Raw genomic sequence first — 14367 nt, forward strand, 5'->3', positions numbered from 1 at the left:
CACCTCGCTCAGCGGACCAGGAAGGATTGCAGATAGGGCCACAGCTGCCAGGTGACGAGGGCGAAGACGCCAACGATCATCACCAGGGCGTAGTGGTAGATGTAGCCGGACTGCACCAGCCGCACCAGCGAGGCGGTCCAGCCGACCACACGGGCCGAGCCGTTCACCAGCAGGCCGTCGATCACGCCCTGGTCGCCCCCCTTCCACAGACCCTTGCCCAGCAGGCGCGCGCCTGCCGCAAAGATCTTCTCGTTGATCCAGTCCATGTAGTACTTGTTTTCCATGATGCGCACGAGGAAACCCAGGCGCCGGTGCAGCAGGGCCGGGATCTCAGGTTTGACCATGTAGAAGTAGTAGGCCGTCGCCACCCCCGCCACGGCCAGCCAGAAAGGCGCCGTCTGCAGACCGTGCAGCGCCATGGCGGCCGCACCGTGGAAGCCCTCGGCCAGCGCCTTCATCGCGGGGTGCGCATCCGTGTTCACGAAGATGGCATCCTTCAGGAAGTCGCCGAAGAGCATCGGGCCGATCGTCATGAAGCCGATCACCACCGAGGGGACGGCGAGCAGCAGCAAAGGCGCCGTCACCACCCAGGGTGACTCATGCGGCTCGTGGTGGCCGTGGTCCTCATCGTGGTGGCCATGGTCATCGGGCGACGGATACGGCTTGTCGTGGAAGCGTTCCTTGCCGTGGAAGACCAGGAAGTACATCCGGAACGAGTAGAAGGCCGTGATGAACACCCCGGCCACCACCGCAAAGGTGGCGAAGCCCGCACCCGGCAAGTTGCTGGCCTCCACCGCCAGAATGATGCTGTCCTTGGAATAGAAGCCCGAGAACAGTGGCGTGCCGATCAGGGCCAGCGACCCCAGCAGCGCGGTGATCCAGGTGATGGGCATGTACTTGCGCAGCCCGCCCATGTTGCGGATGTCCTGATCGTGGTGCATGCCGATGATCACCGAGCCGGCCGCCAGGAAGAGCAGCGCCTTGAAGAAGGCGTGTGTCATCAGGTGGAACACGGCGACCGAGTAGGCCGAGGCCCCCAGCGCCACCGTCATGTAGCCGAGCTGCGACAGCGTGGAATAGGCCACGACGCGCTTGATGTCGTTCTGGATGATGCCCAGGAGACCCATGAAGAGCGCCGTGATCGCCCCGATCACCAGCACGAAGTTCAGCGCGGTATCCGACAGTTCGAACAGCGGCGACATGCGTGCCACCATGAAGATGCCGGCGGTCACCATCGTGGCGGCGTGAATCAGTGCCGAAATGGGCGTGGGGCCTTCCATGGAGTCGGGCAGCCACACATGCAGCGGGAACTGGGCCGACTTGCCCATGGCGCCGATGAACAGGCAGATGCACGCCACCGTCAGCAGCATCCAGTCGGTCCCGGGGAAGCTCAGTTTGGACAGCTCGTCCGCCTGCGCGAAGATCTCGGTGTAGTTCAGCGAGCCGGCGAAGGCAACCAGCAGGCCGATCCCGAGGATGAAGCCGAAGTCACCCACCCGGTTGACCAGGAAGGCCTTCATGTTGGCGAAGATGGCCGTGGGCTTCTTGTACCAGAAACCGATCAGCAGGTAAGACACCAGGCCCACCGCCTCCCAGCCGAAGAAGAGCTGCAGCATGTTGTTGCTCATGACGAGCATCAACATCGAGAAGGTGAACAGCGAGATGTACGCGAAGAAACGCTGGTAGCCCGGGTCCTCTTCCATGTAGCCGATGGTGTAGATGTGCACCATCAGCGACACAAAGGTCACCACGCACATCATCATCGCCGACAGACCGTCAATGAGGAACCCCACCTCCATCTTCAGGTCGCCCAGCACCAGCCATTCGTAGACGGTGGCATTGAAGCGTGCGCCATCGACCGCCACGGCCTTGAGCACCATGGCCGAGAGGATGAAGGAGATCAGCACCCCGAGGATGGTGAAGAAGTGCGCGCCGCGGCGACCAACCACCTTGCCGAACAAGCCCGCGATGATGGCGCCGGCCAGGGGTGCCAAGGGCACCGCGACCAGCATGTTCTGAGAGAGTTGCGACATCTTGTTGTGCCCTGTGCTGCGTCAGCCCTTGAGGGCGTCGAGTTCATCCACGTTGATGGTCGAACGGTTGCGGAACAGCACGACCAGGATGGCCAGGCCGATCGCCGACTCGGCGGCCGCCACCGTCAGGATGAAGAAGACGAAGACCTGTCCGGCCAGGTCCCCCAGGTAGTGGGAGAAGGCCACGAAATTGAGGTTGACGGCCAGCAGCATCAGCTCGATGGCCATCAGCAGCACGATCAGGTTGCGCCGGTTCATGAAGATGCCGATGACCGACATCGCGAACAGGATGGCCCCCAGCGTGAGGTAGTGTCCGAGGGTGATGCTCATGCCTTGCCTCCGGGGGTGGGTTCGTCGCCGCTCGGGGTGCTGGCCGCGGGCGTGTCCACAACCGGCTTGATCTGCAGCACGCGCAGGCGCTGTGCCTTGGTCACCCGCACCTGGTCGGCCGGGTCGATGTAGCGGGAGTCCTTGCGTCGGCGCAAGGTCAGCGCAATGGCCGCGATGATCGCCACCAGCAGCAGGACGGCGGCCACCTGGAGCGGGTAGATGTAGTTGGTGTACATCTCGATGCCCAGCAGCTTGGTGTTGCCCATCTCGATGGCTTCCGGTGTGGCCGCCGGGGCCTCGCGCACGCCAAAGCCTGTCATCAGCACCAGCGCCATCTCCAGCGCGATCAGCACGCCCACGAGACCGGCCACCGGGAAGTGCTTCCAGAAGTTCTGACGCATGGCATCGACATTGACGTCGAGCATCATCACAACGAAGAGGAAGAGCACCATCACGGCGCCGACGTAGACGAGCACCAGCGCAATGGCCAGGAACTCGGCCTGCAGCAGCATCCACACGCCGGCGGCGTTGAAGAAGGCCAGCACGAGGAACAGCGCGGCATGCACCGTGCTGCGCGCCGTGATGACGCGGAAGGACGCGAACAGCAGGACTGCTGAAAACACGTAAAAGAGCGCGCTTAGGGTATCCATGTCTTTGTTCTCGGTTGGCGGGCCTCAGGGCTCCTCCTCGGGGCCCGACCGGCCGGCAGGCCGCACGGGGGGCTTACCGGTACTTCGCGTCCGCCTCCTTGTTGGCCGCGATCTCCTTCTCATAGCGATCCCCCACCGCCAGGAGCATGTCCTTGGTGAAGTAGAGGTCGCCCCGCTTCTCGCCGTGGTACTCGAAGATGTGGGTTTCGACGATGGAATCGACCGGGCAGCTTTCCTCGCAGAAGCCGCAGAAGATGCACTTGGTCAGGTCGATGTCATAGCGCGTGGTGCGTCGCGAGCCGTCATCACGCACGTCGGATTCGATGGTGATCGCCATCGCCGGACACACCGCCTCGCACAGCTTGCAGGCAATGCAGCGCTCTTCGCCGTTCTCGTAGCGGCGCAGCGCATGCAGGCCACGGAAGCGCGGCGACAAGGGTGTCTTCTCCTCCGGAAACTGCACCGTGATATGCGGCGAGAGGAAGTGGCGACCCGTGAGCGCCAGCCCCTTGATCAGCTCCGTGAGCATGAAACTGTTGATGAACCCTTTGAGGGAAGCTACAGCAGACATGGTTGGACCTCGTCAGACTTCCGGTTCAGTTCCAGATGTTCCAGGGCGACTGGATCCACAGACCCACCACCACGAGCCACACCAGGGTCACGGGGATGAAGATCTTCCAGCCCAGGCGCATGATCTGGTCGTAGCGGAAACGCGGGAAGGTCGCGCGCACCCACAGGAAGATGGTGACCAGCACGAAGGTCTTCAGCCCGAGCCAGAGCCAGCCGGGGATCCAGTTGAACAGCGCGCTGTCCACGGGCGGCAGCCAGCCGCCGAAGAACATCAGCGCGGCCAGGGCCGAGATCAGGATCATGTTCGCGTACTCGGCCAGGAAGAACATAGCAAAGGACATGCCCGAATACTCGATCATGTGACCGGCCACGATCTCCGACTCGCCTTCGACCACGTCAAAGGGGTGACGGTTGGTCTCGGCCAGACCCGAGATGAAGTACACCACGCAGATGGGCAGCAGCGGCAGCCAGTTCCACGACAGGAAGTTCAGCCCCATCTCGGCAAAGTAGCCCTGGTCCTGGCTGGTGACGATGGCCGTCATGTTCAGGCTGCCGGTCACCATGAGCACCACCACGAAGGCGAAGCCCATGGCAATCTCGTAGGACACCATCTGCGCCGAGGCGCGCATCGCACCCAGGAAGGCGTACTTGGAGTTCGAGGCCCAGCCCGCAATGATCACGCCGTACACCTCGAGCGAGGTGATGGCCATCAGGAACAGCAGACCGGCGTTGATGTTGGCCAGCGCCACGTCCGGGCCGAAGGGAATGACCGCCCAGGCCGCCAGCGCGGGCATGATGGTCATGATCGGCGCGAGGTAGAACAGGCCCTTGTTGGCCGCCGTCGGCGAGATGATCTCCTTGAAGATCAGCTTGACCGCATCGGCAATCGGCTGGAGCAGGCCTGCGGGGCCGACCCGGTTGGGGCCCGGACGGATCTGCGTCCAGCCAATGGCCTTGCGCTCCCACAGCGTCAGGTAGGCCACGCAGATCATCAGCGGCAGCACCAGCGCCACGATCTTGATCAGGTTCCAGACCACGGGCCAGGCGCCTCCGAGCTGGGCCTGACCGAATTGAGTGAAGGTCTCAAGCATCTGCAGCTTCCTCGATCACGCCTTGCTCAGTTCCACCGGGGCGAACAACGGCCCGAGTTCCGCCGTGGCGGGATGCCCGGTTGGCACGCGCACCGCCTGGGCCGCGAGCGTGGCGTCGCAGCGCACCGGCAACGTGGCCACACCGCCACCGACCTGGACCCGCACGCGATCGCCGTCCTTCAGGCCGAGCTGGCTCCACGCCGAGGTGCTCACCGACACCACCGGTGCACGCGCATCCGCTGTCTGCTGCAGCGCGGGCGCACGGCGCACCAGCACGTCAGTGGTGTAGATGGGCACGTCGGCAATCCGCTCGAACCCGGCGGCAGCGTTTGCCGAAGTGGCGCCAAGCGCGGCGTCATTGTTCAACCGTTGCGCCAGCGTGGTTGTGTCGCCCAGGGCCTGAGCACGCACTTCTTCCGCCGTCTCGAAGCCGAAACCCGGCAGGTCGAGCATCGTGCCCAACACGCGGAGCACCTTCCACGCGGGACGGGTCTCGCCCAGCGGCTTGACCACACCGTAGAAACTCTGGGGGCGGCCTTCAGCGTTGACAAAGGTGCCCGCCGTCTCGCTGAACGGGGCGATGGGCAGCATCACGTCGGCATGGCCCTGCGCGGCCGACTTGAACGCGGTCAGGGCCACGACCATGTCGGCGGATTCGAGCGCGCGGGTGGCACGCAGGGGATCGGCCAGGTCGAGCTGGGGCTCCACATGCAGCAGCAAATAGGCCTTGAGCGGCTGGGCCAGCATGCCGCCGACATCGAGTCCTCCCGGGCCGGGCAGCGCGCCGACCAGCTGCGCCCCGACGCTGTTAGCAGCTTCGCCGAACGAACCCACCGTCGCGCCGGTCTGGGCAGCGATCCAGCCGGCCAGCGCCAGCAGCTGCGAGGCTTGCGGATGCTGGACTGCCGCGTTGCCCAGGAGCACGGCCTTGTGTTCGCCCTGGAGCAGCGAGCGGGCGATGGCCATGGAGGCTTCGTCCGGGGTGGCCGCTACCGGTGCGGAGACACCTTTCTCGGCCGCGACAGCCGCAGCCACGCCCGCGAGCGTCTGCACCCAGGCCGACGGGGCCGCCGTCAGGCCTTGCGCCATGGGCATAAGCCAGTCGTCGTGCACCGCGTGCAGACTGTGGATGCGCCCTCCTCGCTTGACCGCCTGGCGCAGGCGCTGCGCGAAGAGCGGATGGTCCTTGCGCAGGAAAGCGCCAACCACCAGTGCAGCATCGAGGCTGGACAGCGATGCGATGGACCGCCCCAGCCAGCGGGCCTGGCCGGACGGCGCAGCGGAGAAGTCGGCATGGCGCAGGCGATGATCGACATTCCCACTGCCCAGCCCCTTGACGAGCTGCGACAGCAGGTACAGCTCCTCGGCCGTCGCATGCGGACTGCCCAGGGCACCGATGGCGCTGGCACCGTGATCGTTGCGGATCTGCTTCAGACCGTTGGCGACGTATTCCAGCGCCGTCTGCCAGTCGACTTCGCGCCACTGACCGCCTTGCTTCAGCATCGGCACGGTCAGGCGGTCATCGCTGTTGAGCGCCTCGTAAGAGAACCGATCCCGATCGGCAATCCAGCACTCATTGACCTCTTCGTTTTCGAGGGGCACGACACGCATCACCTTGTTGGCCTTGACCTGCACGATCAGGTTGGCTCCAGTGGAGTCATGCGGGCTGATGCTCTTGCGGCGCGAAAGCTCCCAGGTGCGCGCGGTGTAGCGGAAAGGTTTGCTCGTCAGCGCCCCGACGGGGCAGATGTCGATCATGTTGCCCGAGAGCTCGGAATCAACCGTGTTGCCCACGAAGGTGGTGATCTCGGCGTGTTCTCCGCGGTGAAGCATGCCCAGTTCCATCACACCGGCGATCTCCTGCCCGAAGCGCACGCAACGGGTGCAGTGGATGCAGCGGCTCATCTCCTCCATGGAGATCAGCGGGCCCACCTCCTTGTGGAACACCACGCGCTTTTCTTCCTGGTAGCGCGAGGCCGAACCGCCATAGCCCACGGCCAGATCCTGGAGCTGGCATTCGCCCCCCTGGTCACAGATGGGGCAGTCCAGCGGGTGATTGATGAGCAGGAACTCCATCACCGATTGCTGGGCCTTGACGGCCTTGTCGCTCTTGGTGCGCACGATCATCCCCTGCGTCACCGGCGTCGCGCAGGCGGGCATGGGCTTGGGGGCCTTCTCGACGTCAACCAGGCACATACGGCAGTTGGCCGCGATCGAGAGCTTCTTGTGATAGCAGAAGTGCGGCACATAGGTGCCGGCCTTCTCAGCCGCATGCATCACCATGCTGCCTTCAGGCACTTCCACCTTCTTGCCATCGAGTTCGATTTCGATCATGGGTCTTGTCTCTCGCGCTCAGGACGCCAGGGTGTCCGCCGCGGCCACAGGCTTGGCGGCATGGCCCGGGATCAGGGCTTCGAATTCGTGGCGGAAATGCTTGATCATGGCGCGCACCGGCATGGCTGCGGCATCGCCCAGGGCACAGATGGTGCGACCCATGATGTTGCCGCTCACGTTGTCCAGCAGATCGATGTCCTCGGGACGGCCTTGGCCACGCTCGATGCGATCGACCAGGCGCCACAACCAGCCCGTGCCTTCGCGGCATGGCGTGCACTGGCCGCAGGACTCGTGCATGTAGAAGTAGGACAGGCGCTTGAGTGATTCCACCATGGAGCGGCTGTCGTCCATCACGATCACGGCACCGGACCCGAGCATGGACCCCGCCTTGGCGATCGAGTCATAGTCCATCGTGCACTCCATCATGATGTGCGCGGGCAGCACGGGTGCAGACGACCCCCCAGGGATGACCGCCTTGAGCTGACGCCCCTTGCGCACGCCGCCGGCCAGTTCCAGCAGCTTGGCAAACGGCGTTCCCATGGGCACTTCGTAGTTGCCGGGCCGCTCCACGTCGCCCGAAACCGAGAAGATCTTGGTGCCACCGTTGTTCGGCTTGCCGCACTCGAGATAGGCCTGACCGCCATGGCGGATGATCCAGGGCACCGCCGCGAAGGTCTCGGTGTTGTTGATCGTGGTGGGCTTGCCGTACAGGCCGAAGCTGGCGGGGAACGGCGGCTTGAAACGCGGCTGGCCCTTCTTGCCTTCCAGCGATTCGAGCAGCGCGGTTTCCTCGCCGCAGATATAGGCGCCGAATCCATGGAAGGCATGCAGCTGGAAGCTGAAGTTGCTGCCCAGGATCCGGTCGCCCAGGTAGCCGGCGGCGCGGGCCTCCTCAAGGGCCTCTTCGAAACGCTCGTAAACCTCGAAGATCTCGCCGTGGATGTAGTTGTAGCCCACGCTGATGCCCATCGCGTAGGCGGCAATGGCCATGCCTTCGATGACGATGTGCGGGTTGTAGCGCAGGATGTCACGGTCCTTGCAGGTGCCCGGCTCCCCCTCGTCGGAGTTGCACACCAGGTACTTCTGGCCGGGGAACTGGCGGGGCATGAAGCTCCACTTCAGGCCCGTGGGGAAACCGGCGCCGCCACGGCCACGCAGCGCGGAGGTCTTCACCTCGGCGATCACCTGGTCGGGCGTGAGCCCTTCGCCGCCGTCCTGGCCGAGGATCTTGCGCAGGGCCTGGTAGCCGCCTCGGGCCTCATAGTCCTTGAGGCGCCAATTGCTGCCGTTCAAACCTGCATAAATCTGCGGCTGGATATGGCGATCATGGAAACAAGTCTCAAGGCCGGTGGCCTGGAACTTGGACAGGTCAAGGGCCATCACTTCACCCCCTGCTTGGCAGCAGCCTCGAGGTCAGCCAGGAGCGCATCGAGCCGATCGTTGCTCATGAAGCTGCACATCTGGCGATCATTGACCAGCATCACCGGCGCATCGGCACAGGCCCCCAGGCACTCGCATTCCTGCAGCGTCACCAGACCATCGGGCGTGGTCCCGCCGATCTCGATACCCAGGCGCTGAGCCAGATGCTCGGCTGCCGCTTGCCCCCCGCGCAGTTGGCACGGCAGGTTGGTGCAGACGTTGAGCTTGAACTTGCCCACCGGCCGCTGGTTGTACATGTTGTAGAAGGTCGTGACCTCGCGCACGGCCACGGCCGGCATGCCCAGGTACTGGGCCACGCCCAGTTCGGCCTCGGCGGAGACCCAGCCCTGTTCCTGCTGCACGATGGCCAGACAGGCCATCACGGCGGATTGCTTCTGATCGGCCGGGTACTTGGCCACCTCGCGGGCAAAACGCTCGAGCGTGGCCGGTGCAAACTGCATCGGCTGGACCAGTTTGGCTTGGGCGCTCATCGGTCAATCTCTCCGAACACGATGTCCATGGTGCCGATCACGGCCACGGCATCGGCAATCATGTGGCCGCGCGACATCTCGTCCATCGCGGCCAGGTGGGCAAAGCCCGGGGCACGGATCTTCAGGCGGTAGGGCTTGTTGGCGCCGTCGCTCACGAGGTAGATGCCGAACTCACCCTTGGGATGCTCGACGGCAGCATAGGCCTCGCCTTCGGGCACGTGGAATCCTTCGGTGAAGAGCTTGAAGTGGTGAATCAGCTCTTCCATGCTGGACTTCATCTCCACCCGAGATGGTGGCGCCACCTTGTGGTTGTCCGTGATGACGGGGCCGGGGTTCTTGCGCAGCCAGTCCACGCACTGCTGAATGATGCGGTTGGACTGACGCATTTCCTCGACTCGCACCAGATAGCGGTCGTAGCAGTCACCGTTGGTGCCCACGGGCACGTCAAACTCCATGCGGTCATAGACATCGTAGGGCTGCATCTTGCGCAGGTCCCAGGCAATGCCCGAGCCGCGCAGCATCGCGCCGGTGAACCCCAGATTGAGGGCACGTTCTGGGGTGACCACGCCAATGCCCACCGTGCGTTGCTTCCAGATGCGGTTGTCTGTCAGCAGGGTCTCGTACTCGTCCACATGCTTTGGAAAGCGACGAGTAAAGTCTTCGATGAAGTCGAGCAGCGAGCCTTGGCGATTCTCATTGAGCTTGGCGATCGCCTTGGCGTTGCGAATTTTGGAGGGCTTGTACTGCGGCATGCTGTCGGGCAGGTCGCGGTAGACGCCGCCCGGGCGGAAATAGGCCGCGTGCATGCGAGCACCGGACACCGCCTCGTACATGTCGAAAAGGTCTTCGCGCTCACGGAAGCAGTAGATGAGCATGTTCATCGCACCGCAGTCCAGACCATGAGCGCCGAGCCAGAGCAGGTGATTCAGCAGCCGGGTGATCTCGGCGAACATGACGCGGATGTACTGCGCGCGCTCGGGAACCTCGATACCCAACAGCTTCTCGATGGCCAGGCAGTAGGCATGTTCGTTGCACATCATGGACACGTAGTCGAGACGGTCCATGTAGGGCAGCGACTGGATGTAGGTCTTGCTCTCGGCGAGCTTCTCGGTGGCCCGGTGCAGCAGACCGATGTGCGGGTCGGCACGCTGGATGACCTCGCCGTCGAGTTCCAGCACCAGGCGCAGCACCCCGTGGGCGGCCGGGTGCTGAGGGCCGAAGTTCAGCGTGTAGTTCTTGATGTCAGCCATGGTTGCCTCGGGCTCAGTGCAGGCCGCCGTAGTGGTCTTCACGGATCACGCGCGGTGTGATCTCCCGCGGCTCGATCGTCACGGGCTGGTAGATGACGCGGCGCTGCTCGGGGTCGTAGCGCATCTCGACGTGGCCCGTGGTGGGGAAGTCCTTGCGGAACGGGTGGCCAATGAAGCCGTAGTCGGTGAGGATACGGCGCAGATCCAGATGACCCTCGAACACGATGCCATACAGATCGAAGGCTTCGCGCTCGAACCAGTTGGCAGAGTTCCAGATCTCATTGACCGAAGCCACCACCGGCAGGTCGTCGTCCGGGCAGAAGGTGCGCACGCGCAGCCGCCAGTTGTGGGTGACCGACAGCAGGTGGCAGACCACGGCATAGCGCAGCCCCTCATGCCTGCCGTCGCCATAGGTGCTGTAGTCGACGCCGCACAGGTCGATCAGCTGCTCGAAACGCAAGGCGTCGTCGTCACGCAGGCGGCGGCAGACCTCGAGGTAATCGGACGAGGACACCACCAGGGTGAGTTCACCGCGATCGCGCTGGAGCGAACGGATCTGGCCACCCAGACGGGCCTCGATCGCGCTTTGCAGGGTGTCGAGTCGGGTCATGGCAGCTTCTCTCAGCGGGCGATGGTGTTTTCGCGACGAATCTTGGACTGCAGCTGCAGGATGCCGTAGAGCAGCGCTTCCGCAGTGGGCGGGCAACCAGGAACATAGACATCGACCGGGACGATGCGGTCGCAACCACGCACGACGGAGTAGCTGTAGTGGTAATAGCCGCCGCCGTTGGCGCAGGAGCCCATGCTGATCACCCAGCGCGGCTCGGCCATCTGGTCGTAGACCTTGCGCAACGCCGGGGCCATCTTGTTGCACAGCGTGCCCGCCACGATCATCAGATCAGACTGACGAGGGCTGGGGCGGAACAGCATGCCAAAGCGGTCAATGTCGTAGCGCGACGCGCCCGCATGCATCATCTCGACGGCGCAGCACGCCAGGCCAAAGGTCATGGGCCACAGCGAACCGGTCTTGGACCAGTTGATCAGCTTGTCCGCCGTGGTGGTGATGAAACCTTCCTTGAGAACGCCTTCGATACTCATGACTGCACTCCTTGGTCATTCCCAATCCAGGGCGCCCTTCTTCCACTCGTAGATGAAGCCCACCACGAGGATGCCCAGAAAGACCATCATGGCCCAGAAGCCCACAGGTCCGATCTCGCGCAGGGCCACCGCCCACGGGAAGAGAAAGGCGATTTCCAGGTCGAAGAGGATGAAGAGGATGGCCACCAGGTAGTAGCGCACATCGAACTTCATGCGCGCGTCCTCGAAGGCCTCGAAGCCGCACTCATAGGGGGAGTTCTTTTCGGGATCGGGCCGGCGAGGCCCCAGCACGAAGCCCAGCACCTGAGGCGCGACGCCCATCGCGACGCCGACCAGGATGAAGAGGATGACGGGGAGGTACTGGTCGAGAATCATAGGCCTTGCGTCGCTTGGGTCATCGGTCTGTGTGTCCTGGCTGCGCCGTGTCGGTGTCGTCCGGCCTTTGCCGCAAGCGGCAAAAATAAGGCGCGCTGCCCCCAGCGGAAACCGCTGCTTTCAGCACGCCCGATTTCCCCGAGGCCGCCCGTGAAAACCGGACCCAGGGTCGACAGGGCACCGGATGAGAACCCTGCCGAAGATGCATTGAGTGGTGCCGACGGCGAGACTCGAACTCGCACAGCTTTCGCCACTACCCCCTCAAGATAGCGTGTCTACCAATTCCACCACGTCGGCACTGAACATTCACACAAGCCGTGTACGACCCGAGTGCATGCATCAATCGTTCAGTTTCGCTGCGCAAACCACCCATGGTGTCTGAGGGGAGTGGCTTGCTACACAGACATAAATTCTAACTCGAAAAGCAGGGTTATCTCCAAGTGTTGCAGGTCCTCTTTTCAGAGTGTCCTTGGCTTGGCGCAAACCCCGCCGCTCTACCGCGCCACTCAGTTGCTCGCGGGGATCTGACCGGCACCACCGGAGGGCTCGGAAGCCGACGGCGCAACCGAGGGTGCACCGGGGATCTGCGCAGCGCCGGGCGCCACCGGCTGGTCGAGCACACTGCCCCCCCCGCCCGACGCAGCATGCGGCGTAGCGTTCGACAGATAGGCCAGGGCCAGGGTGCAGGCGAAGAAGATCGTGGCGCACACCGCGGTCGTGCGCGACAGGAAGTTCGCACTGCCTGTCGCGCCAAACAGGCTGCCCGAAGAGCCGCCGCCAAAGGACGCCCCCATGTCAGCGCCTTTGCCATGCTGGACCAGCACCAGGCCGATCATGGTCAACGCGGCCAGCAACTGCACCACAAGGATCAGGGTGGTCATGAACTGCATCAGTGTTCTCCAGTGATTCAAGAGCGCACGCTCAGAGCGCTGCGCGGCAGATGGCAACGAAGTCGGCAGCCTTCAGCGAGGCACCGCCGATGAGCCCGCCATCGATGTCGGGCTGCGAGAAAAGGCTGGCAGCGTTCTCAGGCTTGACGCTGCCGCCGTAGAGGATGCGCATGCCATCGGCGTGCGGCGTGGCCGCCTTGAGCTGGGCACGCAGCACCGCATGGACAGCCTGGGCTTGCTCCGGCGTGGCCGTACGCCCCGTGCCGATGGCCCAGACCGGCTCGTAGGCCACCACCATCTGAGGGACACAATGACCCAAGGTGTGAATCACGGCCGACAACTGGCGCTTGACCACGGCTTCCGTCTGTGCGGACTCGCGCTCAGCCAACGTTTCACCCACGCAGACCACAGGCGTGAGACCCTTGCTGACCACCATGCGGGCCTTGTCGGCGACGAGCTGATCCCCTTCACCGTGCAGGCTGCGGCGCTCCGAATGTCCCACGATGACATAGCGGCAGCCGAGGTCGGCCAGCATCGCCGCCGACACCTCGCCGGTGTAGGCGCCCTGCTCATGTGCGGAGCAGTCCTGCGCACCCAGCGCGATGTGACTGCCCTGCAAGGCCAGCACGCAGGCTGCCAGATAGGGATAAGGCGGGCACACGGCCGTGTCGCACACGAAAGGCTCGGCCGCACGCAAGCCGGCCAGCAGCTCGGCGTTGGCCGCCAGACTGCCGTGCATCTTCCAGTTCCCGATGACAAGTTTGCGTCGCATGCAGGGGCTCCACGCGGACAAAGCCACAAATTTTATGAGGAGACGCGCTCGGCCGACGTCCACACCAGGGCAAGCTTGCCGATGTGCTGGTTGGACTCCATCAACGCATGCGCCTGTGCCGCCTCGGCCGGATCGAAGGTGCGAAACACCACGGGCACGATGCGCCGCGCAGCCAGCAAGGGCCACACACGCTCGCGCAGTTCGCGAGCGATCTGCGCCTTGAAGGCCACCGGCCGGGGACGCAAGGTCGAGCCCGTCACGGTGAGGCGACGGCGCATCAGGGCGTTGAGGTCCAGCTCGGACTTGGCACCCCGCTGCAGGGCGATGATGACCAGTCGGCCGTCGTCGGCCAGGCAGGTGATCTCGCGCGGCAGATAGTCGCCAGCCACCATGTCGAGGATGACGTCGGCACCCCGGCCATCCGTCAACGCGCGCGTACGCTCGGCGAAGTCCTCGGTCTTGTAGTTGATCGCGTGATCGGCCCCGAGCTTCAGGCAGGCAGCACATTTGTCGTCGGAGCCCACCGTGGCGATCACGGTGGCACCGAAGGCCTTGGCCAGCTGAATGGCTGTGACGCCGATCCCGCTGGTGCCTCCCTGCACGAGCAGGGTTTCCCCAGGCTGCAGGCGGCCGCGCTGGAACACGTTGGACCACACCGTGAAGAAGGTCTCGGGCAGACCGGAGGCTTCAACGTCGGACCACCCCTCAGGCACCGGCAGGCACTGGGCGACTGGTGCTACGCACAGCTCGGCGTAACCGCCGCCCTGCACCAGGGCACAGACGCGGTCGCCCACCTTGAGACCGGCTTCAGACAAGGCCTGAGCGTCGCCGGCCACGATCTCGCCAGCCACTTCCAGGCCCGGCAGATCGGAGGCTCCCGGCGGCACGGGGTAGAGGCCCTTGCGCTGCAGCACGTCGGGCCGGTTCACACCGGAAGCCCCGACGCGGATCAACACCTCGCCCACCCCGGCGACGGGGTCGGGGCGTTCGGTCAGGCGCAGCACCTCGGGTGCGCCGTACTCGACGATCTCAACCGCTTTCATGGTCGGATGACGGACGCCAGC

Annotated in this window: 15 protein-coding genes and 1 tRNA gene; all 16 read right to left on the bottom strand. The window is 64.3% G+C overall.

All coding sequences use genetic code 11. From position 1 onward, the window contains the following. Positions 1–8: 8 nt before the first annotated feature. The 16 genes from nuoL to C1704_RS10660 all read right to left on the bottom strand — a co-directional run bounded on the left by nuoL (position 9) and on the right by C1704_RS10660 (position 14346). A complete protein-coding gene (gene nuoL / locus C1704_RS10585; RefSeq protein WP_104302701.1) occupies positions 9–2033 on the bottom strand; it encodes an NADH-quinone oxidoreductase subunit L in 2025 nt (674 codons plus the stop codon). 21 nt (positions 2034–2054) lie between these two features. Further along, entirely contained in the window at positions 2055–2363 is a 309-nt protein-coding gene (nuoK, locus tag C1704_RS10590; protein WP_104302702.1) for an NADH-quinone oxidoreductase subunit NuoK, read from the bottom strand. Further along, a complete protein-coding gene (locus tag C1704_RS10595; protein WP_104302703.1) occupies positions 2360–3013 on the bottom strand; it encodes an NADH-quinone oxidoreductase subunit J in 654 nt (217 codons plus the stop codon). The genes nuoK and C1704_RS10595 overlap by 4 nt, the downstream gene beginning before the upstream one ends. Before the next feature lie 73 nt (positions 3014–3086). Next, the gene (gene nuoI, locus C1704_RS10600) at positions 3087–3584 is read right to left on the bottom strand and encodes an NADH-quinone oxidoreductase subunit NuoI (protein ID WP_104302704.1); all 498 of its coding nucleotides are present in this window, start codon (positions 3582–3584) and stop codon (positions 3087–3089) included. Between the two features lie 25 nt (positions 3585–3609). Continuing rightward, a complete protein-coding gene (gene nuoH / locus C1704_RS10605) occupies positions 3610–4674 on the bottom strand; it encodes an NADH-quinone oxidoreductase subunit NuoH (RefSeq protein ID WP_104302705.1) in 1065 nt (354 codons plus the stop codon). Positions 4675–4689: 15 nt separating this feature from the next. After that, on the bottom strand, positions 4690–7008 hold the full coding sequence (gene nuoG / locus C1704_RS10610; protein WP_104302706.1) for an NADH-quinone oxidoreductase subunit NuoG: 2319 nt from the start codon (positions 7006–7008) through the stop codon (positions 4690–4692). Positions 7009–7026: 18 nt separating this feature from the next. Continuing rightward, a complete protein-coding gene (gene nuoF, locus C1704_RS10615) occupies positions 7027–8388 on the bottom strand; it encodes an NADH-quinone oxidoreductase subunit NuoF (protein ID WP_104302707.1) in 1362 nt (453 codons plus the stop codon). Then, positions 8388–8918: an NADH-quinone oxidoreductase subunit NuoE gene (gene nuoE / locus C1704_RS10620; RefSeq protein ID WP_104302708.1), complete on the bottom strand. Its 531-nt coding sequence runs from the start codon at positions 8916–8918 to the stop codon at positions 8388–8390. Before nuoE ends, nuoF begins: the two co-directional genes overlap by 1 nt. Then, complete coding sequence (locus C1704_RS10625) at positions 8915–10168, bottom strand: NADH-quinone oxidoreductase subunit D (protein ID WP_104302709.1); 1254 nt, start codon at positions 10166–10168, stop codon at positions 8915–8917. Before C1704_RS10625 ends, nuoE begins: the two co-directional genes overlap by 4 nt. A gap of 13 nt (positions 10169–10181) precedes the next feature. Then, the gene (locus C1704_RS10630; protein ID WP_104302710.1) at positions 10182–10778 is read right to left on the bottom strand and encodes an NADH-quinone oxidoreductase subunit C; all 597 of its coding nucleotides are present in this window, start codon (positions 10776–10778) and stop codon (positions 10182–10184) included. Between the two features lie 11 nt (positions 10779–10789). Then, positions 10790–11266, bottom strand: a complete 477-nt coding sequence (locus tag C1704_RS10635) for a NuoB/complex I 20 kDa subunit family protein (RefSeq protein WP_104302711.1) — start codon at positions 11264–11266, stop codon at positions 10790–10792. 15 nt (positions 11267–11281) lie between these two features. Then, positions 11282–11641 (bottom strand): NADH-quinone oxidoreductase subunit A, encoded by a 360-nt coding sequence (locus tag C1704_RS10640; protein WP_104302712.1) that lies wholly within the window; start codon positions 11639–11641, stop codon positions 11282–11284. Positions 11642–11853: 212 nt separating this feature from the next. Then, a tRNA-Leu gene (locus tag C1704_RS10645) sits at positions 11854–11938 on the bottom strand. A gap of 209 nt (positions 11939–12147) precedes the next feature. Next, positions 12148–12531 (bottom strand): preprotein translocase subunit SecG, encoded by a 384-nt coding sequence (gene secG / locus C1704_RS10650; protein WP_104302713.1) that lies wholly within the window; start codon positions 12529–12531, stop codon positions 12148–12150. A 31-nt stretch (positions 12532–12562) separates the two neighbouring features. After that, positions 12563–13303: a triose-phosphate isomerase gene (tpiA, locus tag C1704_RS10655; RefSeq protein ID WP_104302714.1), complete on the bottom strand. Its 741-nt coding sequence runs from the start codon at positions 13301–13303 to the stop codon at positions 12563–12565. A 32-nt stretch (positions 13304–13335) separates the two neighbouring features. Then, entirely contained in the window at positions 13336–14346 is a 1011-nt protein-coding gene (locus tag C1704_RS10660; RefSeq protein ID WP_104302715.1) for an NAD(P)H-quinone oxidoreductase, read from the bottom strand. Between the last annotated feature and the right edge of the window lie 21 nt (positions 14347–14367).

Source organism: Caldimonas caldifontis (assembly GCF_002930615.1).
Lineage (GTDB): Bacteria > Pseudomonadota > Gammaproteobacteria > Burkholderiales > Burkholderiaceae_C > Caldimonas > Caldimonas caldifontis.